Below are 21,592 nucleotides of genomic sequence, written 5' to 3' on the forward strand. Positions count from 1 at the left end.
AAAGCGCCAGCCCCTTCTGGGCAGGGGAATATATCCCGATGGGCTTGTATGTCTGCTGTACTCATAAACAAAAAGATGCCGTAAACTCCGAATCAGTCGGAGTTTACGGCTTTTGCCAATTTATTTATTAAAATTGCGGTAATTACTCTCCAATTGCACGAAATCATTTGATACTCGACTATAAAAGGCATCCCCTTTGAGAACAGCTTGATACAATTCATACGCCCTTTTACGTAATGCTTCCTGGTGCTCGACAATAAACCTGTATTCTTTTTCAAGCAATGCCTTGTAATGAATTTCTTCGAAGCTAAAATCCATACGCTCAATTTCGGTTTGAATAATGGGGAACATATTATTCAGGTGCACTACCGACAACTTTTAGGTTTCATCTTTACCATACACCTTAAAAATGGTCCTATTAGAATTTTTAATACGATCATATTTATGCGATTTATACGACGACAACGGAGCAAAATACTGATGTACGCCGATGTTAATCAGCACCCCAATATGCGGCTTTGCCCGATACGGGTAATTGGACTGTATATTGGGTTCAATTGTATGTAAAAATTGCAAATAAATATCCGTTATACGATAAAATTGTATTTTCTCCTGTATCATCAACCTGTCTCCCCTTAACAAAAAGAGCAGTGGATTGATCCACCGCTCTTCTGTCGCGCTTATGGTGGCGAAACACCAAGAGAACATTAATTATTGTATGTTTATCTTATCAAAACACATACAATTAAGAAAAAAGGGCATTTAGTTTCTTGAATTTTGACCTAGAGGTATTGTTGTTGAATCAATCGATTTTCATCGTAAAATTTCTCCCGCTGATGTTTTTATCATTAAAGGACAGCACAGCCGATTATGCCTATTCAAATCAGCAAATTAAAAAGCAGCGGGTCCTTATTCAGCTCAATATAGTGCAAGCCTTTGGCATTCATCCGCTCTAACAGCGGTTCGTAGTCGCAGCGCTGCTTCAACTCGATGCCGACAAGCGCCGGACCGTTGTCCTTGTTTGTTTTCTTTGTATATTCGAAGCGAGTAATATCATCCTCGGGTCCGAGCACATCATCCAGAAACTCGCGCAATGCGCCCGCCCGTTGAGGGAAGTTCACCATAAAATAATGCTTGAGTCCTTCGTATACCAGAGAGCGTTCCTTGATTTCCTGCATGCGATCGACGTCATTATTGCCGCCGCTGATGACGCAAACGACTGTTTTGCCTGCAATCTGTTCCCGGTACTGCTCAAGTCCGGCAATCGCAGTCGCGCCTGCCGGTTCTGCGACGATTGCATTTTCATTATACAGATCCAGCATGACCGTACAGATTCTGCCCTCGGCAACTTCGATGACATCGCTCAGACTGGTGCTGCATAGCTCAAAGGTCAGATCGCCTACCCGTTTGACAGCTGCGCCATCGACAAATTTATCGATTTCTGCCAGCGGCGTCACTTGTCCTGCAACGCGCGAGGCTATCATGGAAGGAGCGCCTGCCGGCTCGACGCCGATTAATTGCACCTCCGGCTTCACCACTTTCACATAAGAGCCAATGCCCGCGGCAAGGCCGCCGCCTCCGACTGTGACAAAGATATAGTCCGGCGCCTCCTCCGCCTGCTCGAGGATTTCCATCCCGATTGTACCGTTCCCGGCAATAATCTTTGGATCATCAAACGGATGGATGAATGGCATCGAATCCCGTTCGCTAGCTGCGATAGCCTCTGCATAGGCATCGTCGAAAGTGTCTCCGACCAAAATAACCTCAACCATATTCCCGCCGAAAAATCTGACCTGATGGACCTTTTGCCGCGGCGTGGTGCTTGGCATATAAATTTTCCCGGGAATTCCGAGCGTTTGACAAGAGTACGCAACACCTTGCGCGTGATTGCCTGCGCTGGCGCAGACGACTCCTTTCAGCTCCTGGGAGGCCATGAGAGACTTCATCAGGTAATAGGCGCCGCGGATTTTGAATGAACGAACAATCTGAAGATCCTCCCGCTTGAGCAATACGCGGCAGCCGTAACGCTCCGACAGAACCCTGCTGTGCTGGAGCGGTGTGCGGACAATGACATCCTTTAACAAATGCTGGGCAAAGACGATCTCCTCCAGCGTTACTCTCGATGATGATGTATGCTGTTGATCCATGATGATCTCCTCCTGCCTTATAAAATAAAAAAATCCCGCCCCTATATAAGGGACGAGAATGTTCTCTCGCGTTACCACCCTGATTTCAATGGGCAGCGCGAAGGGAATGCCCCGGCTGTCATTGACTCTCTGACACGTACAATGAATACGTGATCCTGCTAACGGTGGAGTCCGTCCGCAACTTAATTTCAGAGTGAGAGCAGCAGCGGGCCGATTGGCAGCCGTAATTCTCTTCTGTTTCAGTCCGGATTCTCGGGGAGGATATGCGCCCGCCTGCAACCGCCGGCTTTCAGCATGACCGGCTCTCTGGGGATTGCATGGGGCAAGGCGTTTTTTGTTCCCTTCAACGAATGTATGATTAACCCTTTTATACTCCTGTCCGGTGTAAAAGTCAACTTTTTTAAAGGCTCAACCTAAAAAATAGTGCTTGACATAGAGGAGAGAGCAACCTGAAGAGAAGCCTTAATCACTATAGTTGAGCGCAGCTTTAAATTGTGCAATTACATGATCCATTTGTTCATCTGTTCCGATCGAAATTCTTAGTTTATCCCGGAGTCGGTCGGCATTGAAATAGCGTACATATATTTCCTGTTCCATAAGCCGCTCCATCCATTCAAAGGCAGTTAATTGGCTGTTTGCAGGTGGCGTACACAGGACAAAATTGGTCTGTGACGGGAAGACTGTAAAACCAAGTTCCGCAAGTTGACTGCTGAAGGCATCCCTCGTTCGGCGAACAGCAGCCGCATTGCTCTTCATATATTGCTGATCCTTTAATGCAGCCAGAGCCAAACGCTGAGTGATCGTATTCAGGTGATAGCTGTTGCGCCCCTTTTCGAAGGCCGAAATGAGGGAACTGTTTCCAAGTGCGTAGCCGACACGTCCACCGCATAGCGCATATGCTTTGGAGAAGGTGCGAATTACGAGCAAATTAGGCAATTCGCGAATAAGCGGGATGACAGATTCATCGGTTTCTACGAATTCCATATAGGCTTCATCTATCACAACAAGACCGTCAAACCCTCTGGCAAGCCGCTCGACTTCGGATGCAGGCAGCAGTAGACCTGTAGGAGCGTTGGGATTGACCAGAACGATAACATCAGCCGCACAAGCCATCAACTGATCGATATCGATAGAGAAGTCTTCGTCTGTCGGAATTCGAATCGTTTCCGACTGGTAGCTTGCAGCTACGTTCTCATACAAGGCAAAGGAAGGATACGGAATGGCAACACGCCGGTGCTCGCCGATCAAAGTTCGGAACAAGAGACCGATCAGCTCGCTGGAGCCGTTGCTGCAAAACACCTGGCTGCTCTCTACCTGGTAGAAATCGGCCAATGCTTGCCTTAGCTCTGTGCATTGCGGGTCCGGGTAGCGGTGCAATACTTCGGCGGATGTATGCTGCAACGCAGCTAAGACCTCCGGGGAAGGCGGATAGGGACTCTCGTTCAGATGGAGACGGATCGCCCGTTCATGATCTTTCGGCATTATGCCGGATTTATAGGGCTCAAGCTTGTCAATATGAGGCAGTACGTAGTTCATGGCAATTTCCTCCCGCTGAAATAAGGTAATGGCGGCCGGCCAGTCTTAATGTTAAGATCATACTAGCAGATAATTGACATTATAAAAATGTACAGAAATGAAATAAATCAAATGACAGTTAAAGAAGGGATCATCAATGCTCGAGATTACGCCTTCCCTGCAAGAGGATGGGGCAGAGCCGTTATTTATGCAGCTATACCGTTATTTGCGAGAAGAATTGCTCAAGGGCAATATCCCCTCCGGTAAAAGACTGCCCTCCATACGGACGCTGGCAGGACATTTGCAGCTAAGTCGGACACCGGTCGCTCTGGCATATGAGCAGCTTCTTGCCGAGGGATTTATCGAAAGCAGGCCGCGCAGCGGCTATTTCGCTGCTGTACTGAATACAGACGGAATCGAAGGTGACAGTGGCAGAGCGGCTGCTCCCGCACTGTCACCGCTTCCGCCGAGAGCGTATCATGCGCCTCACCATGAACAGCTTGCCTATGACTTTGGATACGGCAGCGTAGATATTGAGCAATTCCCTCTTTCAAAATGGAAAAAATGGATGAATCGCTGCATCCGGCAGGAGGGCGGCCGTCTGCTGCTCTACGGTGAGCTGCAGGGAGAGGCGGAGCTGCGGGAGGAGATTGCTGCTTATTTGCATCAAACTCGCGGCGTGCGCTGCTTGCCTTCGCAAATTATAGTTGGTGCGGGAACGTATCATTCTCTGGATCTGCTGTTCCAACTGCTGGCGGAAGATGTGAACCGGATTGCGGCGGAGGAAGCGGTCAATGATGGGGTGAAAGCGCTGCTTGGACGATTCCGCTACCCGTGCGTTCCGCTGCGGTTGGAGAAGGACGGCGTCAGCATTGAAGATGTCAGGCAAAGCGGGGCTCAGGCGGTATATGTAACTCCATCCCATCAATTTCCCTTCGGCATGACGCTGTCAGCAGGCAAAAGAATGGAACTTCTCCAATGGGCGCAGCAGACAGGAGGGTATATCATTGAAAATGATTATGATGGGGAATTCCGCTATGGCGGTCGTCCGATCCCATCTCTGCAAAGTATGGATGAGCATGGGAGGGTAATTTATGTCGGCACCTTCTCGAAAATTTTGATACCGTCCCTGCGCCTCAGCTATATGGTACTCCCGTTCCCGCTGCTCCAGCGGTTTTACAGTCGTGGTCATACCTATGACCAGCTGGCGTCACCGATTTTCCAGCATACGCTGTACCATTTCATGAAATCAGGGGAACTGTCCCGCCACATTCGCAAAATGCGGACCCTGTACCAGAACAAGCAGCAGGTTTTGCTGGGGCATATTCGCAGGCTGATGGGAGATCAGGCAGAAATCATCGGGGCTAGTTCAGGGCTGCACATTTTGCTTCATCTATCTTTGAAGCGGGATGAGATGGACATGATCCGCTCAGCCGGGCAGGCAGGGGTAAGAGTCTACCCTACCTCGGTTTATGCTCTTGATCCGGCCCGCGCTCCGTCTTCTACGGTAATGCTTGGCTATGGAGGCCTGACCGCACAGCAGATTGGTGATGGCATTGAGCGGCTTGCTGCTGCTTGGCTTGAACGGTGACCGGGGGTTGTGTGAGCTTATTTCCCTTCCCTTCTCCCATTTACTGGGCTATAATCAGGTCATGTCCAAGCACATCATCAGGGAGGATTAACGATGAAGAAATTAAGACTTGTTCAACAAATTGTGGATGAAGGCGTCGTCGCAGTGCTCCGGGGAGACACCTGGGAAGAGGTTGTCGAAATGGCCGAGCAGTCGATTGCCGGGGGTATCAAAGTCATCGAGATTACAATGACAGTTCCATTTGCTCTACGGGCAATTGAACAACTGGCTGCTAAATATTCCAGCACCTCAAGCGATCCGTCAACCTATGCGATTATTGGTGTGGGTACTGTGCTTGACCCCGAAACAGCCCGTGCCGCTATCCTGAGCGGAGCGGAATTCGTTGTCGGCCCTTCACTGAATCCGGCTACTGTGACGCTTTGCAACCGCTATCGTGTCCCTGCTATGCCCGGTGTAATGACAGTTAAGGAAATTCAGGAAGCGCTTGAACTTGGCGTTGACATTGTGAAGCTGTTCCCGGGCAATCTGTACTCGCCGGCCATGATCAAGGCGATCAAAGGCCCTGTGCCGCAGGCAAACATTATGCCTACCGGCGGTGTCTCGCTCGATAATTTGGGAGAGTGGATCAAAGCAGGTGCTGTAGCTGTCGGAATCGGTTCGGATTTGACAGCCGCTGCGGTCAAGAAAAGGGATTACTCGTTGATCGCCGAGCGTGCAGCTCAATATATTGCAGCCTATAAGGCAGCCAAGAGCTGATTGTTCATTCGGAGCGCCGATTAGGCTTGAAACGTAATATGCAGGTCCGGGATGATCGTGTCCCGGCCTGCTTTTTTTGTGTTGGAGGTATCTGAATCAGGGTTGGATGTCAGACTTATTTATTTTATAATAGATATAGATATGATGTAGGCATTAACGTTTCCCCTCGCTGCATAAGGCAAGGGAAACATGGCGGCGCTATTCGAAATCATCCGTTCAAGTTCTAAAGAAGTCAAGCACTGATTAAAAATAGTCTATTTGAATGAACAATGTTTTAGGGCAGGAGAGGGGCTTTCAAGCATGCAGCCATTACGCTCGGAGGAGCAGAAGAAACGTGAAATCGCCAACAGGCGCCGATTTTCCTTCCGGTTGAATATCTTCTTTTTTCTCACTTTTGTTGTGTTTTCAGTCCTCATCTTACGTTTGGCAGTCCTTCAATTCGTTGAAGGTCCAGAACTTAGGGAGAAGGTAGCCCGCATCGGGAATGTGTACGTCAAAATCCCGCCGATTCGGGGAAACATATATGATCTCAACGGGGAGCCGATTGCTTACTCCACTTCGACTCAATCCCTTTATTATACGATACAGCCCAATACGAAAGAGGATGATGCCAGAGAACTGGCGCAGCATTTGGCTGAAACTTTCGAAAAGCTTGGGGACGATACCGATGCCCCGCAGCTTACCGCCGACAGTATCTTCGAAATGATGGATATCAGGGGGAGATTAAGCTACGTGTTTGAGCCGCGGCGAATCAAAGCCGGAATTAACGAAAAAGAAATCGCCTACTTTATGGAGAACAGCGACCGCTATGTAGGAGTAGACATTATTGAAGAAAGCATCCGTCATTACAGCAAGGATACAATTGCCGTGCAACTGGTGGGTTATATGAAAGGCTTCAACTCGTTGTATCAGAATGAGAATGGCATTCGAAAATATCAGGAAATCAAGCAGGACAACTCCAACCGCGACCCTGTCGATCAGTATCTGGACAAGGAAAAGGTCGGCTACGACGGTCTGGAGCTGATGTATCAGGATGAGCTTAGAGGCAAGAACGGCGTTAAGAAATATCCGGTGGACAGCATGAGCCGCATTATCGGTCCTATGGAACTGACTGTGCCAGAGAAGGGCAACAACCTCTTTTTGACCATTGATAAAAATGTCCAGTTGCGCACAGAGGACGCCATCATGGAGCATCTGGAGAAGATTCGCAATTCCTCCAACCCGAGAGAGCGTGCGAAGTACGCGAGGACCGGTTATGCTGTGGCGATGGAAGTCAAGACGGGCAAGGTTGTAGCTATGGCAAGCATGCCAGATTACGATCCGAATGTATGGCAGGGGCCGATTAGTCAGGAAACCTCGCAATACTTGCAGTATTTTATTAATAATGGAACCATTCGGACATCGATGCCTTATTATGAAGACCCCAAGGAAGTGCCGAATCATCCTTCGTCGCTGGTCTATCTCGGTTCAACTCAAAAACCGCTTACCGTACTTCTCGGCTTGAACGAGAAGCTGTTTACGCCACAGACGACATACTATGACCGCGGAGCCTTCTACTTTGGCCGTGAAGGTCACAAGACGAGCGTATCGAATGCGAGCAACGTAGCGAATGGACCGCTGCAGCCTTGGCAAGCGATTTCCAAGTCCTCGAATGCCTTCATGGCGGAGCTGATCGGCAACAAGTTGTTTATGAAACCTGGCAATGAAGGGCTTGAAATTTGGGATCGCTATATGGAAGAGTTCGGACTTGGCGTACTGACTGGCAGCGGGCTGCCGAACGAATCCAGGGGTGTCAAAGACTACTTCAGCGAATCAAGCGGAAGTGCCCAGGCGGCTCTTGTTTTCTCATCCTTCGGTCAGCAGGGGCGTTATACGGCACTGCAATTGGCTCAGTACACTACAATGCTGGCTAACCGCGGGAAGCGGATGAAGCCGCAATTTGTGAATGAAATTCGTGATGCGAAAGGGAATCTGGTGCAAGGCTACAAGCCCGAAGTGCTCAATGAAGTGGATATTCCAGGCACTTACTGGGATGTTGTCGAGAGAGGGATGTCCCAGGTTTCGGCGCAGGGCTTCGAAGGTTTCCCTTACAGCTTCAACCGGAAGACCGGGACATCGCAGCAGGACGTTGGTAAGCGCAAGCGCGTGGAGAATGCGGTGTTCATCGCCTACGCGCCCGCCAATGATCCGGTGCTTGCCGTAGCGGTAGTTGTGCCGGATGGCGGCTATGGCAGCTTCGGGGCAGCGCCGATTGCCCGCAAAATTTTTGACGCCTATGATGATGAGGTCGGATTGACCGGTACGCCTAAGAATCCGACGAAGAAGAAGCACGAGAACAGCTCCGGTGACCCGGATAATGCGCAAGGTGATCAGACAGATCGTACAGAGGGTAATCAAGTCAATCCTCCGGCAGGTCAATAAGGTGGATGTCCTGACAGTCCGGTCTACTTTATAATTAGCTTTTCTTTCTCCGCGGAATGAAGCATTTGTCCGTCAAAGGACAGCAAGATGTTTCCTGCTTGATCAAAGAAAGGCCTCCTCCATGATCACCGTATGCATTTTGGTGACCATGGAAGAGGCCTTTTCCTATCCAATTATGATATCTTCTTTCGGGTAGTGGTAATTTTGCTTGCGCTTGTTGGTGCGGAAAATGAACAGCAGGGACAATACGCCGAGCCGTCCGATGAACATGATGATCATAAGCACCCATTTGCCTTCAGTAGACAACTCCCCGGTAATCCCCATCGACAACCCGCTTGTCCCGAATGCCGAACAGATTTCGAAAATGATCGAGATAAGCGGCAGATGTGAATGTTCAGTATAGGACAGCAACATCGTACTGACAACGACAATTATTGCCGCCGCTGCAAATACAACGAAGCTCTTGATAATGTCCTCCTGTTTGATCGTTCTCCGGAACACTCTTACTTCGCTGCGCCCCGCCGCGTAATGAATCAGCGTAAGCAAAATCACTGCAAATGTGGTCGTGCGGATACCGCCCCCCACGCTGGATGGGCTGGCTCCGATAAACATCAAAGCGGAGAGCAGGATCTGGGTCGGATTACTGAAATCATTGATATCCATCGTGTAAAAGCCCGCACTGCGAGTCGATACGGAATTAAAAAGCGAGTAGAACAGCTTCTCATGCCAGCTCAGTGAGGCAAAATAGAAATCCTGCTCCAGCAGCCAAATGCCCATAGCCCCGGCAATGATCAAGGAGAGAAACATAATCCCGGTTACTTTGGTATACAAAGAAAAGCGGTAATGGTTGTTTTTGCTTGTAATGTACTGGTAAAGCTCTATCAATACCGGAAACCCGATTGCGCCCAGCAATACCAGCAGCATCGTGATGATTTGCAACATATAATCGCCGGAGAAAGTCGTTAGCGAATCCCCGTAAATATCAAAACCGGAGTTGGTGAAGGCCGAGATGGAATGGAAAGCGCTGTGGACAAAGCTTGTCAGCCAATCACTATACACACCCGCCAGTTTAAAATAGATCGTCAGAATGAGCGCGCCGACGCCCTCTATAATCAACGTGAGAATAAATACGAGCTTCAACAGTTGAACAAGACCGGACAGGTTATTGCGGTTTTGGTCTACCATAATGAGTTTTCGGTAGGAGAGGCTAATATTTCGGCCCAGAATCAGCCACAGGAACACCCCGAGTGTCATAATGCCGATTCCGCCGAGTTGAAACATGCACAGCAGCGCAATTTTGCCGAATTCACTGAAGGTTTCCCCCGTATTAACGACCGTTAATCCCGTTACGCTGACTGCGCTTGTCGCTGTGAACAGCGCGTCCATCCAGGAGAGACTTGCCCCCTCCTGCCAACTGATCGGAAGCCGCAGCACCACTGTCGACAGAATCACCGCGGCCAGGTAACCGAGCGCAATAAACTGAGTGGGCGTGATGCGGCTGGAATATTTTTTGAGCCTTAATTTCATTTCCAAGTGGTGCCTCCATTTTGTATGGGCTAATTGACAGCACTCTAAGCTGCCAGGATTTGATGCTATCATACCTGATTTAAGCAAAAGAATCCATGATCAGGCTGAATAACTGTTACATCCAGATGCTTTTGGTAATACTATGAAGGAAAGGGGGGAGCAAGGTGGCTATATTGCCGATTCATGAGCGTCTTGCCGAATTGTGGACCTTGAAGAGTACGCGTGAACTGACCGATCAGGAGGCAATGGATATGGAGCATTGTATGGCTGTCAATGCCTCATATTGCCGTGAACTGGCCCATCTGCGCAACATTTCTTTACTGGCATCCATGACAGGAGACAGCGTGTGGCAGCATGAAATCTGTTCACAAATTGAGAAACTGATCGGGGCGCCGCCCACAACTCCCCGCTAGAATTGTCCCCCCATATCTTTGATTCCGGAACTTGGCTTTACGGCAGTTCCGGTTTTTTGGTTGTTCTCCAACATTTCCGTACGAAGAAGTCTGATTTAAATAAATATATTGACACTGATAATCATTATCATTATTATTTAAATTGAAAGTCATGAACGGATTGGAAGGAGGGGCGGCTTTGTCAGAGAATTCGCCTGCTCAAAAGGATTGGCACTTATTTCATTTTTCATCTGTGAAGGTATTTGGTGAGGATACATTGATCGCGGCGTCCATGGGCCGGGGTGTAATGCGAAAATATAAATCGGGCAACTGGGAGAACGCGGACGCCGGGTTGCCGCCTGAAACGCATGTGAACCGCCTGTATGTGCAGGAGGAGCATCTGTTGGCATGTACAAATAACGGCTTGTTTTATTTTATGGATGAGCAGTGGGAGCCATCCACATTGTCAATCGACTGTTACCAATACAAGCGGATTGGGAGAACATCGCTAGCGGCTACGCAATTCGGTTTATGGACCGGGATGAGGGACCACTGGCATAACCTGGCCTATCCCAACGCAATCGTCTATGACTTTTTGTATTTGCCCCAGTTCATTATATTGGGAATGGAGCAGGGACTGTCTGTATATGACCGGCTTGCGGATTCGTGGATGGATTTGAAGATTGGCGCAGCCGTCACGTCTCTTGCATTGTTCAACAGGCGAATTATCGGCGTGACGGACAAAGGGGAGTTCGTTCAGGGAAATGGACGTGGCGGCTTTGAAACGTTCAGATTTTCCAATCTATTTCTGTTCTCTGTAGTAAGTACAGGGAGTCATGTCTTCCTCTGTTGTGACAGAGGGCTGTACCGTCTAACGGTTATTCATAACCGGATTTCGCTGATTTCGGTAAAACTGGGCTGTCCGGTAACCGATATTGACGCGGACGAAGGAAGCTTGTATCTGGCTACTTTGTTTCAGGGCGTTCAGATGGTCGGTCAGTAAAGGGATGGCTGCCGACATGATGACGAAACCGATTATGGATTACATACTGGAGGAACTGCTGCGCAATTCAAGCGTGCAGGTGGTGGGGCAGGGCAGACATAAGAAGGCGCAGCTTGACTGGCGGCAGCTCTCCCAATACGCGCTCAACCATACGATCAATGATTTTTTCATGCTCCCTGCGGCGGTCAGAACCCGGTCTGTCATTCCCGTCCTGCTGGAGCGAAGGTGGACGAAGCGGGTGAGCGTGTTTGAATCCAAGGAACATTATATTCAGGTAAGGGAACGGCTTGCGGCAGAACTCATGGTATTTCTCCGAGAGCATGGGAGGTCGGAGCCGCTGCTGTTGTTTGAACAATGGGAATCTTTTCATCCGGTCTTGAGACGAAAGCTGTCGATGATTTTTCAGCTTGTGACCGCTGTATCCGAAGAGGGCGACAGAGCGGATACGGGCTATATCGTCCATAAATATGTTGTCAATGACGATGACGAACTCATGAATGCCTTCTGTCACTTTGCAGCGGTATTTTGCAGCAGCGCCTTCTCCACGCTGCCTGAGCGAATCGAGATTCATTCGCTGCTAACGGGGCAAACGAAGCGGCTCATCCCCTCGCGCAGGACGATTGTGCAGTCTGAAGACTATTTGCGGCTATTGCTCACCCTGTACCCGGATGAACAACAGTCCGACCATAGCGAGTCCGATCTTAAAATCAGCCTTTTTCCTGGTTATAAAGTTGAATGAATGTAGGCAAGGCCTGCGGTGAAATGAACAGATATGGAGGGAAACATTTGTCTAAAATTATTGTGGTGTTTGCGAGCATGTCGGGGAATACAGAGGAGATGGCTGATGCCATAACGGCAGGAATTCGTCAATCAGGGGTTGAGCCTGTTGTGAAAGAAGTTATGGACACAAACGCCAGCGAATTGGAAGTGTACGACGGTATTTTGCTTGGCGCTTATACATGGGGGGACGGGGAACTCCCGGATGAATTTCTGGATTTCTATGACGAAATGGATGAGATCAGTCTGGAGGGACGGAAAATAGCCGTGTTCGGCTCTGCCGATTCTTCATATCCTGTGTTTGGGGCTGCGGTCGATATTCTTATTGAGAAACTGGTTGAGCGTGGCGGAGAAAAAGTGTTGGATGGCTTGAAAATCGAATTGAGCCCATCAGCTGATGAAAAACAGGAATGTATCCAATATGGAAAGCGTTTTGTTGAATCACTAGTCTAAGGCGGTGTTGATATGGGAATGCTGTATGAGATTATTACACGTGCGTTAGACAAGAGGAAGCAAGCAAGCGCCGCGAAACCGTATAAAGCGGACCTGGTTCTCAAAGCCAGTCATCTGGAGGCTGAGCGGAAGCTGCGCATGTTCTATGCTCAGGAAGAAGTACCGTCGTTTGCGGGTAAAAAGCAGCAATAAGAGAGGATTTCCGGTTTCGCACGCCGGAAATCCTTTTTTATTTTGGCCAACAGTCAAGGAGTTTGGACCGCTGCACTTCGGCGCTAAAACCGATTGTATGCTACAATAGGGCTATCGATATTATGGATGTGCTTATACAAGCTTAGCGAAGGGATCTACGTGCCAATGAATCTGCTGTCAGTTGAACATGTAACGAAAACCTACGGGGAAAAAGTGTTGTTTGAGGATGTATCGTTCGGTTTGGAGGAAGGCGACAAAATGGGAATTATCGGAGTCAACGGAACCGGTAAGTCCACCTTCTTGAAGGTGGTTGCTGGTCTGGAGACGCCGGATAGCGGACGGGTGGCAACAGGCAATCGCGTACGCGTTCAGATGTTGTCGCAGAGTCCGCTTTTTGACCCGGAAATGAAGGTGCTGGAGCATCTATATCAGGGTAGCTCGGATGAGATGACAGCGCTCAGAACCTATCAGGAGGCATTGACAGCATTGGAGCTTAGGCCGGGAGATGCTGTCTTGCAAGAGCGGCTCGTAGCAGCAAATGCCAGAATGGATGAACTGGGCGCGTGGCAGTTGGAGAGTGACGCCAAGACCGCGCTGACGAAGCTTGGCATTACAGGATTTGACGCCAAACTTGGTACATTGTCCGGCGGACAGCGCAAGCGTGTCGCGATGGCGGCAGCGCTCATTCAGCCGTCGGATGTGCTGATTCTGGATGAGCCGACCAACCATATCGACAACGAATCCGTCTTTTGGCTGGAAGGGATGCTGCAAAAGCGCAAGGGTGCGCTGCTGATGATCACGCATGACCGCTATTTTCTTGACCGGGTCAGCAACAGGGTTATGGAGCTTGATAAAGGACGGGCTTATTTCTATACCGCGAACTACAGCAGATTTCTGGAATTGAAGCTGGAGCGTGAGGAGCGCGAAGCGGCATCCGAAGCCAAACGGCAAAATTTGCTCCGCAACGAGCTTGCCTGGATTCGGCGCGGCGCCAAGGCCCGTACGACCAAGCAAAAGGCGCGTATTGACCGGTTTGAGCAGCTCAAAGATGCCGCACCTGAGCGCAACGGGGACAAGTTGGCGGTGTCAGTGGCATCTCAGCGGCTGGGCAAAAAAATCATTGAGATTGAGCATGTTCGCAAAGGCTACGGCAGTAAAGCGCTGATTGAGGATTGGAGCTACATTGCTGTCCCTGGCGACAGGCTGGGGATTGTCGGTCGCAACGGCAGCGGCAAATCGACTCTGCTGAAAATGATCGCTGGCAACATTGAGCCAGATTCGGGCACAGTGGTGCTTGGTTCGACGGTGAAGCTCGGTTGGTTCTCACAAGAGCATGAGGAGATGGACGAGCAGTTGCGCGTCATTGAATATATCCGCGAAGGAGCGGAGCAGGTACGGACAGCCGAGGGAGAACTGATCTCGGCCGGACAGATGCTGGAGCGCTTCCTGTTCTCTTCTACCATGCAGTGGACGCCGATTGCCAAGCTGTCCGGCGGTGAGAAGCGCCGCCTTCAACTGCTTCGCGTACTCATGTCGGCTCCGAATGTGCTTTTGCTGGACGAACCCACCAATGATCTGGATATTGCAACGCTGACCGTGCTTGAGGATTACCTCGACGAGTTCCCTGGCGTCGTCATAATTGTCTCCCATGACCGCTACTTCCTGGACCGCACCGCCGAACGGATTGCCGCCTTTGAAGGGGACGGACGGGTGAAGCTTTATGTCGGCAACTACACCGATTATCAGGAGCAGTCGGCAGCCGCCAGTCAGCAGGCTGCGGTAATTGCCAAGGTTCAGCAGGAAGAAAGCCGGCCTGCTTCATCGGGCGCTTCGGCCGCTGTACAGCAAAGCGGACAGAAGGAGAAGACGCTGCGGATGAGCTACAAAGACCAGAAAGATTTTGAGCAAATTGATGACTGGATCGCCGCCACTGAAGGAGAACTGGCGGTTGTAGCTGAACAGATGGTGGAGGCCGCAAGCGATTCTGTCCGGCTGCAGGAGTTGGTTCATAAGCAAAACGAGCTGGAATCGAAGCTGAATGAATTGCTTGAAAGGTGGACCTATTTGAACGAGTTGGCCGAGCAGATTGCTAGCCAGAAGAAATAATAAAATCCCCGGGCTATAGGAGGTTATTCTCCTTGCAGCACGGGGATTTTGTATTCCGGGAAGATGCTCTTAGCGGCCGTTGAATGCTTTCAGCATCCAGACATGCTTCTCCAGCCCGGTATGGATCGCAAGCAGCAGATCGGCGGTCGTTTCGTCATTTTGCTCCTGCGCCGCTGCCATTCCTTCCTTGAGCTCTGCAATCAGCACGGTGTAGTCCTGAATCAGAGTATCCACCATTTGCTCTGCGGTTTGGCCGTTTTTGGCCTCTTCCACACTGGCTGCCGCCAGGTATTCGCTCATACGTGCAAGAGGTTTGCCCTGAAGCGCTAGCAAGCGTTCTGCAAGTTCATCGACATGGAGGGCGGCTTCCTCGTAAAGCTCCTGAAACTTGGCGTGCAGTGTGAAAAATTGCGGTCCGTTTACGTACCAATGATAGTGGTGGAGCTTGACATACAGTACGCTCCAGCTGGCAATTTGACGGTTCAGAACATGATGAATAGTTGGATTGCTCATGGTATGACCTCCTTATAAATGGGGAAATTAAATATATTAATTCCTTTTTTATAATTATTATAAATAATGACGAGATTGTCAAGTCCAGAGGATGTGGACTTTTCTTTTCTATCTGGCACAGGAAGTTCTTAGAAGCATTCACACCCTTAGCGGCTGACTCTGCTTGTCGCAGAAACAGTCGTTAAGGGCGTGAGATGGATGAACGAATTACTGGAGCTTAATATGAAATTCTCTTGTGCGAGGTCCGTCAAATTCGCAGAAATAAATACCTTGCCAGCGCCCAAGCAGCAACTTGCCTTCATGAATAATGACCGTCTGCGAGCTGCCTGTTGTAATAGCTTTCAGATGTGAGGCTGTGTTGCCTTCGGCATGGCGATATTTGGGGTGCTCCCATGGATATAGTTCATCCAGGCGCATGAGCACATCACGCTTGACATCCGGGTCTGCATTTTCCTGGATTGTAATTCCTGCAGTCGTGTGCGGACAATAAATCAAGGCGATACCTCCCCGAATACCGGAGGCTTGTACAGCAGAGTGGACTTGCCGGGTAATATCAATCATTTCATCTCTGCGCGAGGTGCGCAAGTTTTCAGTATACAGCATCATTAATCTCCCCCTAGGTATGGCGTTGCAAATAACGGCTATAGGCTGCTGGTTGCATTGTAACAATTCAGAAGTCAAAACGCCACTTCTGCAGCAAGATATTCAATTCATATATCTTGCATACAGGGAGGGGGTATGTTAAAATGAATGCATCCGACATGGCTGGATAAGCCGGAGGCGATCTTCGGCAAGTCTATTACTGCGCGGAACGAAGCTGTTGTCCGTCGAAGGGCGGCAGTGTTGTTTACGCTTGGCAGGAAGGGGATGTGAGGCTCATGGATAACAAGTTGATTCCACTGTCGTCTACGGACAGTCAGGTGAGTGATCCGCATTGTGCGGTTGATGAAGGCAGCGAGCGCAAAAGTCATCATTCCGAGAAGTTTCAGGCCAGTTTGATAGCCCGTCTGAATCGGATTGAGGGCCAGGTTCGCGGCATTAAAGGCATGATCGAGCGTCAAACCTACTGCGACGATGTGTTGAATCAGATTGCGGCTGTACAGTCTGCGCTCAATGGCGTAGGCAAGCTGCTGCTTGAAGGTCATATGAAGAGCTGTGTGGTTGAGCGCATCGAGGAAGGCGACAAGGATGTTCTGGATGAACTGCTCAAGACGATCAACAAACTGCTCAAGTAATTCGCGGGCAATATCGAAACATGAACCGGCTGGGATGGATTTGATGGCGCAAGCCTCAACCGTCCCCATCGTTTTTATACATTACAAGGGTAGAGTAGTAAATTGACTACACTATTAAAATTAAAATGGCTCAACCTAAAATTAGTGGTTGACATAGAGGAGAGAACAGTGAAGGGGCAGAGGAATTCTGGAGAAACGAACGTGGTCGCCTTTAAAGCTCGATTCCCCCTGCTAGTCTCTATCCTATAAAGGAATCGGGCTTTAACAGCGATCGGAAGAATCCTCTGCCACGCAGCGTTCCCTCCTTACTAGAGGGCAACCACTAGTTTTGGTTTTGAGCCATTAAAACAGGTGGGTATTTAATATATAAAGGAGAGGATTTAAATGAAAGAAGTTACTTTACAGGTTGCAGGAATGTCTTGTAATCACTGCGTGAAGGCCGTTGAGGGCGCATTACAGCCGCTAGGCGTTCAGGGAAAAGTGGATTTGGCCGACAACAAAGTCAAGGTTTCCTTTGATGAAAGCAAAGTGAGCCTGGATCAAATCAAGGCTGCAATTGAAGACCAAGGCTACGATGTAGCCTAATAACAGGTAACATTATTCAAGTGTCGTAGCTGTTTGGCTAGGGCACTTTTCGTATTATTAGGTCAGCCAGAAACTACTGGTTGGCCTATTTTTGTGTGCCAAACGAAACTACTGCCCGCCAAAGGACAGCAAAGCCGTTATATTTATGTGCTGACTAATCGGAAGACTGGTGTGCTTTCTTGTTTATGTTGAAATGTACATACAAGTAAGGATTTATGATAGTATAGGGACAGATAGCAAAAACTATGAAAACGAGGTGCGTCTTGAGCCAGCCAACGCCCAAATATATGTTATTAAAGCGCGAGATATTGTCATGGATCACGACGATGCAATTTAGACCGCATGACAAGCTGCCTTCGGAAAATGAAATCGCCGAGCGGTTTGGCATGAGCCGCCAGACGGTGCGTCAATCGCTCGGGGAATTGGAACAAGAGGGAAGGCTCTACCGTGTGCAGGGCAAAGGTACTTTTGTAGCGGAGCCTTCCACTGAGGCGCAACGAACCAGTGTCTCTGGAGGATTGACGGTAGGGCTGATTACAACCCATATCTCGGATTATATCTTCCCGATGATTGTCCGCGGGGTGGAGTCGGAAGTGCGTAGCCTTGGCGCGCGGCTGCTTCTGGCGAGTACGGATAATGAAAAGGAAAAGGAGCGTGAAAATCTGGAGTCGATGCTTCGGGAGCCGCTTGACGGTCTGATTATAGAACCGACCAAGAGTTCGGAAGGCAATCCGAACTTCAGATTTTTTCTCGCGCTTGAGGCCCAGAATATCCCATATATTATGCTGAATGAACGGTATAGCGATGTGGATGCTCCGGTACTCCGGATGGATGATGAACTGGGGGGTTATATGGCAGCAGCCCACCTGCTGGAGCTCGGGCATTCACGAATTGCGGGCTTCTTCAAGACGGATGACAATCAGGGAGTTCACCGCATGCGCGGATTCCGACGTGCTTACAGGGAACGCCAGCTGCCGCTTGACCCGGAGCTTCTGCTGCGATACTCCACGGAGGAGAAGGATGACAAGCCGCTTGAAGCGCTGGCTGCGTTGCTTAATCGGGAACAGCAGGAGCGCCCGACGGCAATTGTGTGCTACAATGACCAGCTTGCCGTCCGTCTGCTGGATGTCATTCGCCAGAAGGGACTGAATGTCCCTGAAGATTTGTCTATTGTAGGATACGATGACTCCAATCTGGCAACGGCTACAGAGGTGAAGCTGACCACGATTGCTCATCCTAAGATCGAGATGGGGGAGCAGGCCGTGAGAATGTTGTATCAGCTCATTGAAAAGCAGAGCAACGGTGGAAATCTGACCAGAGATATCGTCTATGAGCCGCGGCTGGTTATCAGGAGTTCTACAAGAAGTATAAAATAATGCGTGACATACTTGTACGTACAACTTATAATAGGTCTATAAAGCGCTTGAACCAACAAAGGAGCTGCTGACAATGCTGGAAGCTTTGAAACAATCGGTTTGGGAAGCAAATATGGATCTGCCCAAGTACGGACTGGTTACGTTCACATGGGGCAATGTAAGCGGGATCGACCGGGAAAGCGGCCTTGTCGTCATTAAGCCGAGCGGTGTGCCTTATGATGAATTGAAGGCTGATCAGATGGTTGTTGTCGATCTTGAAGGTCGCGTAGTAGAAGGGGATTATCGGCCTTCCTCGGACACAGCCACACATGTTGTACTGTACAAGTCGTTTGAAAATATCGGAGGAGTTGTCCATACCCATTCTCCATGGGCTACGAGCTTTGCTCAGGCAGGGCGGGGTGTTCTGCCTCTGGGCACGACGCATGGAGACTATTTTTACGGGGAAGTGCCTTGTACACGTCCCATGACAGAGGAAGAAATCAAAGGGGCATATGAGCTCGAGACCGGGAATGTCATTGTTGAAACGTTCCGGGAACGTCAGATCGACCCGAATTTGGTTCCTTCCGTACTGGTAAACAGTCATGCGCCATTCTGCTGGGGCAAGGACCCTGGGAATGCCGTGCATAATGCGGTTGTATTGGAAGAGGTAGCGAAGATGATGCTCCATACGGTCCAATTGAATCCGCAGGTTAACGCGATGAGCCAGCATCTGCTTGACCGCCACTATTTGCGCAAGCATGGTGCAAATGCCTATTACGGTCAGAAATCCTGAGAGGAGATCAGTCACAGATGAATAAGAAATATGCGATTGGAATCGATTATGGGACGCAATCGGGGCGGGCAGTACTGGTCGACCTAAGCAACGGAGCGGAGCTGGCTGATCACGTTACCCCATACCGCCATCATGTTATTGACAAGGAACTGCCAGGGCTTGAAATCAAGTTGGGAGCAGATTGGGCTCTTCAGCATCCTGCAGATTATATTGAAGTGCTGGAGACTTCGGTTCCCGCAGTCATGAAGGCGACGGGTATTGATCCGGCGGATGTCATCGGCATCGGGATCGATTTTACGGCCTGTACGATGCTGCCGATTGATGAACAGGCTGTACCATTATGCTTCCATGAGGCCCACAAGCGCAACCCGCACAGCTGGCTTAAATTGTGGAAGCATCATGCCGCGCAGGAGGAAGCGAACCTCATTAATGAAACCGCTGCTAAAAGGGGTGAAAGATTCCTTCCCCGCTACGGAGGGAAAATTTCATCTGAGTGGATGATTGCCAAGGTGTGGCAGATTTTGGATGAAGCGCCTGAGATGTACGAGGCCGCTGACCTTTTTGTGGAGGCAACAGATTGGGTTGTCGGGCAAATGACAGGAAATCTTGTACGCAACAGTTGCACAGCCGGCTATAAGGCGATTTGGCATAAGCAGGAAGGATACCCGGACAACGCCTTTTTTGCATCGCTCGATCCCCGTCTTGAAGAGCTTACTGCGACCAAGCTGCGAGGCGAGGTGCTGCCGCTGGGTACTAAAGCGGGGGGGTTAACTCCAGAATTTGCAGTCAAAATGGGACTTCTTGCCGGAACTGCGGTCGCGGTAGGAAATGTGGATGCGCACGCAGCTGTTCCTGGTGTTGGCGTTGTCGAGCCGGGCAAGCTGGTTATGGCCATGGGAACCTCCATTTGTCATATGCTGCTCGGAACTGAAGAGAAGGAAGTTGAGGGGATGTGCGGGGTTGTCGAAGACGGCATTATCCCGGGGTATTATGGTTACGAGGCCGGACAATCGGCTGTTGGGGATATTTTTGAGTGGTATGTAGAGCATGCTGTGCCTGCTTATGTAACCGAAGGTGCTCGTGAAGAGGGCATCAGTGTGCATGAGTGGCTGGAACGTAGAGCTTCCCGGTTGCAGGTTGGCGAGTCCGGTCTGCTTGCGCTGGACTGGTGGAACGGCAATCGCTCCGTACTCGTGGATACGGACCTGACAGGTGTGATGATTGGCTATACGCTGCTGACTAAGCCGGAGGAAATTTATCGGGCGCTTCTGGAAGCTACTGCTTTTGGCACGCGCAAGATTGTCGATGCATTCCATAATAGCGGCGTCCACGTGAAAGAATTGTATGCTTGCGGCGGACTGCCTCAGAAAAACCGCTTGCTCATGCAAATCTACGCCGATGTCACAAACCGCGAGATAAAAGTAGCTGCTTCGAAGCAGACGCCTGCTTTGGGCGCGGCGATGTTTGGCGCAGTGGCTGCGGGTGCCGCCCAAGGCGGCTATGACAGTATTGTAGATGCTGCCAGAAATATGGCGCGTGTACAGGAGGAGACCTTCAAGCCAATTCCTGAGAATGTAGCGCGCTATGAAAAGCTGTTCCAGGAGTACACACTTCTGCATGATTACTTTGGCCGGGGTGCGAATGATGTAATGAAACGGCTAAAGGAGCAGAAGGAAGAATTGGTTAACGCGAATAACTATATAAGTTGAACGAAAGGAAGTCAGGCAAGGCGTGCGTGTGAAAGGTTCTTCCGATCGCTGTTGTTCCCGGATTTCTTGAATGAATGGTCGTAATAGGGGAAATCCGGGAACAAAGGCGAACGCTTCGCTTCTCTAGAATCCTTTCACACTCCGGCTACCTCCTTCCGTTTCTTTCGTTTCATTTTGGACATTTGTAACCAAAGCGTGTATAAGTCATTGTTTGAAGGACTTATACACGCTTTGGTTCTTTGCTTATTCGAGAACTTGTGCCGGCGCCAGCTAAGTGTATGGCTAACAGGAGAACTGGGGTCGTAAGAATCTTTAACTAGCAGCACTTTTCTTCTCTTAAAATCAAGCGCTGATTCTGGCTATGCGTCCTTAACTATACAGGGAAAACCTGTGTGTTGTTAGGAAAGGCATAGCTGTTACTTACAACGCTAAAGTGCTCTTCAGGCCTGGGATGGAACGGCCCTGGTCCAGGATGGAACGGCCCTGGTCCGGGATGGAACGGCCCTGGTCCGGGATGGAACG

20 protein-coding genes and 1 pseudogene are annotated in these 21,592 nt (G+C 49.8%); 15 read left to right on the plus strand and 6 right to left on the minus strand.

The window, feature by feature from the left end:
- Positions 1-120 precede the first annotated feature (120 nt).
- The 3 genes and pseudogenes from JFN88_RS25115 to hisC form a co-directional block, all read right to left on the minus strand.
- A pseudogene (locus tag JFN88_RS25115) lies at positions 121-708 on the minus strand (type III toxin-antitoxin system ToxN/AbiQ family toxin).
- Between the two features lie 170 nt (positions 709-878).
- Positions 879-2,147 (minus strand): threonine ammonia-lyase IlvA, encoded by a 1,269-nt coding sequence (ilvA, locus tag JFN88_RS03870; RefSeq protein ID WP_199018009.1) that lies wholly within the window; start codon positions 2,145-2,147, stop codon positions 879-881.
- Between the two features lie 462 nt (positions 2,148-2,609).
- Complete coding sequence (hisC, locus tag JFN88_RS03875) at positions 2,610-3,683, minus strand: histidinol-phosphate transaminase (protein ID WP_199018010.1); 1,074 nt, start codon at positions 3,681-3,683, stop codon at positions 2,610-2,612.
- 136 nt (positions 3,684-3,819) lie between these two features.
- Here hisC and pdxR point away from each other — a divergent pair, with 136 nt between their 5' ends.
- The 3 genes from pdxR (at position 3,820) to JFN88_RS03890 (ending at position 8,430) form a co-directional block, all read left to right on the plus strand.
- Positions 3,820-5,253 carry a MocR-like pyridoxine biosynthesis transcription factor PdxR gene (pdxR, locus tag JFN88_RS03880; protein WP_199018011.1) on the plus strand — a complete coding sequence of 478 codons (1,434 nt, stop codon included), beginning with the start codon at positions 3,820-3,822 and terminating at the stop codon, positions 5,251-5,253.
- 93 nt (positions 5,254-5,346) lie between these two features.
- On the plus strand, positions 5,347-6,009 hold the full coding sequence (locus JFN88_RS03885) for a bifunctional 2-keto-4-hydroxyglutarate aldolase/2-keto-3-deoxy-6-phosphogluconate aldolase (RefSeq protein ID WP_199018012.1): 663 nt from the start codon (positions 5,347-5,349) through the stop codon (positions 6,007-6,009).
- Positions 6,010-6,309: 300 nt separating this feature from the next.
- Complete coding sequence (locus JFN88_RS03890; RefSeq protein ID WP_199018013.1) at positions 6,310-8,430, plus strand: peptidoglycan D,D-transpeptidase FtsI family protein; 2,121 nt, start codon at positions 6,310-6,312, stop codon at positions 8,428-8,430.
- Between the two features lie 165 nt (positions 8,431-8,595).
- Here JFN88_RS03890 and JFN88_RS03895 read toward each other — a convergent pair whose 3' ends face one another.
- The gene (locus JFN88_RS03895; protein WP_199018035.1) at positions 8,596-9,957 is read right to left on the minus strand and encodes a TrkH family potassium uptake protein; all 1,362 of its coding nucleotides are present in this window, start codon (positions 9,955-9,957) and stop codon (positions 8,596-8,598) included.
- Positions 9,958-10,121: 164 nt separating this feature from the next.
- Between JFN88_RS03895 and JFN88_RS03900 the strand changes: the two genes are divergently transcribed.
- The 6 genes from JFN88_RS03900 (at position 10,122) to JFN88_RS03925 (ending at position 14,880) form a co-directional block, all read left to right on the plus strand.
- Positions 10,122-10,370 carry a DUF7667 family protein gene (locus JFN88_RS03900; RefSeq protein WP_379165923.1) on the plus strand — a complete coding sequence of 83 codons (249 nt, stop codon included), beginning with the start codon at positions 10,122-10,124 and terminating at the stop codon, positions 10,368-10,370.
- A gap of 178 nt (positions 10,371-10,548) precedes the next feature.
- Positions 10,549-11,352, plus strand: a complete 804-nt coding sequence (locus JFN88_RS03905; protein ID WP_199018014.1) for a hypothetical protein — start codon at positions 10,549-10,551, stop codon at positions 11,350-11,352.
- A 16-nt stretch (positions 11,353-11,368) separates the two neighbouring features.
- Positions 11,369-12,091, plus strand: coding sequence for a hypothetical protein (locus JFN88_RS03910; protein ID WP_199018015.1), 723 nt, complete (start codon positions 11,369-11,371; stop codon positions 12,089-12,091).
- Positions 12,092-12,138: 47 nt separating this feature from the next.
- Positions 12,139-12,582, plus strand: coding sequence for a flavodoxin (locus tag JFN88_RS03915; protein ID WP_199018016.1), 444 nt, complete (start codon positions 12,139-12,141; stop codon positions 12,580-12,582).
- A gap of 12 nt (positions 12,583-12,594) precedes the next feature.
- Positions 12,595-12,774, plus strand: a complete 180-nt coding sequence (locus JFN88_RS03920; protein WP_199018017.1) for a hypothetical protein — start codon at positions 12,595-12,597, stop codon at positions 12,772-12,774.
- Between the two features lie 165 nt (positions 12,775-12,939).
- A complete protein-coding gene (locus JFN88_RS03925; protein ID WP_199018018.1) occupies positions 12,940-14,880 on the plus strand; it encodes an ABC-F family ATP-binding cassette domain-containing protein in 1,941 nt (646 codons plus the stop codon).
- Positions 14,881-14,949: 69 nt separating this feature from the next.
- On the opposite strand, the gene JFN88_RS03930 is transcribed toward JFN88_RS03925, so the two are convergent.
- Together JFN88_RS03930 and JFN88_RS03935 are read right to left on the minus strand one after the other, a co-directional pair.
- Complete coding sequence (locus JFN88_RS03930) at positions 14,950-15,393, minus strand: Dps family protein (protein WP_199018019.1); 444 nt, start codon at positions 15,391-15,393, stop codon at positions 14,950-14,952.
- Between the two features lie 207 nt (positions 15,394-15,600).
- Positions 15,601-15,996, minus strand: coding sequence for a secondary thiamine-phosphate synthase enzyme YjbQ (locus tag JFN88_RS03935; protein ID WP_199018037.1), 396 nt, complete (start codon positions 15,994-15,996; stop codon positions 15,601-15,603).
- 147 nt (positions 15,997-16,143) lie between these two features.
- On the opposite strand from JFN88_RS03935, the gene JFN88_RS24765 reads away from it, so the two are divergent.
- From JFN88_RS24765 to JFN88_RS03960, 6 genes are all read left to right on the plus strand, one after another.
- The gene (locus JFN88_RS24765; RefSeq protein WP_269846506.1) at positions 16,144-16,266 is read left to right on the plus strand and encodes a hypothetical protein; all 123 of its coding nucleotides are present in this window, start codon (positions 16,144-16,146) and stop codon (positions 16,264-16,266) included.
- A gap of 5 nt (positions 16,267-16,271) precedes the next feature.
- Positions 16,272-16,628: a metal-sensitive transcriptional regulator gene (locus JFN88_RS03940; protein WP_199018020.1), complete on the plus strand. Its 357-nt coding sequence runs from the start codon at positions 16,272-16,274 to the stop codon at positions 16,626-16,628.
- A 384-nt stretch (positions 16,629-17,012) separates the two neighbouring features.
- On the plus strand, positions 17,013-17,213 hold the full coding sequence (gene copZ / locus JFN88_RS03945) for a copper chaperone CopZ (RefSeq protein ID WP_199018021.1): 201 nt from the start codon (positions 17,013-17,015) through the stop codon (positions 17,211-17,213).
- A gap of 287 nt (positions 17,214-17,500) precedes the next feature.
- Positions 17,501-18,589 carry a GntR family transcriptional regulator gene (locus JFN88_RS03950; protein ID WP_199018038.1) on the plus strand — a complete coding sequence of 363 codons (1,089 nt, stop codon included), beginning with the start codon at positions 17,501-17,503 and terminating at the stop codon, positions 18,587-18,589.
- A 73-nt stretch (positions 18,590-18,662) separates the two neighbouring features.
- Positions 18,663-19,361 carry an L-ribulose-5-phosphate 4-epimerase gene (gene araD, locus JFN88_RS03955; protein WP_269846508.1) on the plus strand — a complete coding sequence of 233 codons (699 nt, stop codon included), beginning with the start codon at positions 18,663-18,665 and terminating at the stop codon, positions 19,359-19,361.
- A gap of 17 nt (positions 19,362-19,378) precedes the next feature.
- Positions 19,379-21,070, plus strand: coding sequence for a ribulokinase (locus JFN88_RS03960; protein WP_199018022.1), 1,692 nt, complete (start codon positions 19,379-19,381; stop codon positions 21,068-21,070).
- The last annotated feature ends 522 nt before the right edge of the window (positions 21,071-21,592 follow it).

Origin of the sequence: Paenibacillus roseus (assembly GCF_016424485.1) — a bacterium.
Classification (GTDB): domain Bacteria; phylum Bacillota; class Bacilli; order Paenibacillales; family Paenibacillaceae; genus Paenibacillus_D; species Paenibacillus_D roseus.

Bases quoted from the DNA above. Each gene is read 5' to 3' on its own strand.
- JFN88_RS03885 (WP_199018012.1), top strand. From the start codon at position 5,347: ATGAAGAAATTAAGACTTGTTCAACAAATTGTGGATGAAGGCGTCGTC.
- ilvA (WP_199018009.1), bottom strand. From the start codon at position 2,147: ATGGATCAACAGCATACATCATCATCGAGAGTAACGCTGGAGGAGATC.
- JFN88_RS03950 (WP_199018038.1), top strand. From the start codon at position 17,501: ATGTTATTAAAGCGCGAGATATTGTCATGGATCACGACGATGCAATTT.
- JFN88_RS03940 (WP_199018020.1), top strand. From the start codon at position 16,272: ATGGATAACAAGTTGATTCCACTGTCGTCTACGGACAGTCAGGTGAGT.
- copZ (WP_199018021.1), top strand. From the start codon at position 17,013: ATGAAAGAAGTTACTTTACAGGTTGCAGGAATGTCTTGTAATCACTGC.
- hisC (WP_199018010.1), bottom strand. From the start codon at position 3,683: ATGAACTACGTACTGCCTCATATTGACAAGCTTGAGCCCTATAAATCC.
- JFN88_RS03890 (WP_199018013.1), top strand. From the start codon at position 6,310: ATGCAGCCATTACGCTCGGAGGAGCAGAAGAAACGTGAAATCGCCAAC.
- JFN88_RS03960 (WP_199018022.1), top strand. From the start codon at position 19,379: ATGAATAAGAAATATGCGATTGGAATCGATTATGGGACGCAATCGGGG.
- pdxR (WP_199018011.1), top strand. From the start codon at position 3,820: ATGCTCGAGATTACGCCTTCCCTGCAAGAGGATGGGGCAGAGCCGTTA.
- JFN88_RS03925 (WP_199018018.1), top strand. From the start codon at position 12,940: ATGAATCTGCTGTCAGTTGAACATGTAACGAAAACCTACGGGGAAAAA.
- JFN88_RS03910 (WP_199018015.1), top strand. From the start codon at position 11,369: ATGATGACGAAACCGATTATGGATTACATACTGGAGGAACTGCTGCGC.
- JFN88_RS03920 (WP_199018017.1), top strand. From the start codon at position 12,595: ATGGGAATGCTGTATGAGATTATTACACGTGCGTTAGACAAGAGGAAG.
- JFN88_RS03930 (WP_199018019.1), bottom strand. From the start codon at position 15,393: ATGAGCAATCCAACTATTCATCATGTTCTGAACCGTCAAATTGCCAGC.
- JFN88_RS24765 (WP_269846506.1), top strand. From the start codon at position 16,144: ATGCATCCGACATGGCTGGATAAGCCGGAGGCGATCTTCGGCAAGTCT.
- JFN88_RS03895 (WP_199018035.1), bottom strand. From the start codon at position 9,957: ATGAAATTAAGGCTCAAAAAATATTCCAGCCGCATCACGCCCACTCAG.
- JFN88_RS03935 (WP_199018037.1), bottom strand. From the start codon at position 15,996: ATGCTGTATACTGAAAACTTGCGCACCTCGCGCAGAGATGAAATGATT.
- araD (WP_269846508.1), top strand. From the start codon at position 18,663: ATGCTGGAAGCTTTGAAACAATCGGTTTGGGAAGCAAATATGGATCTG.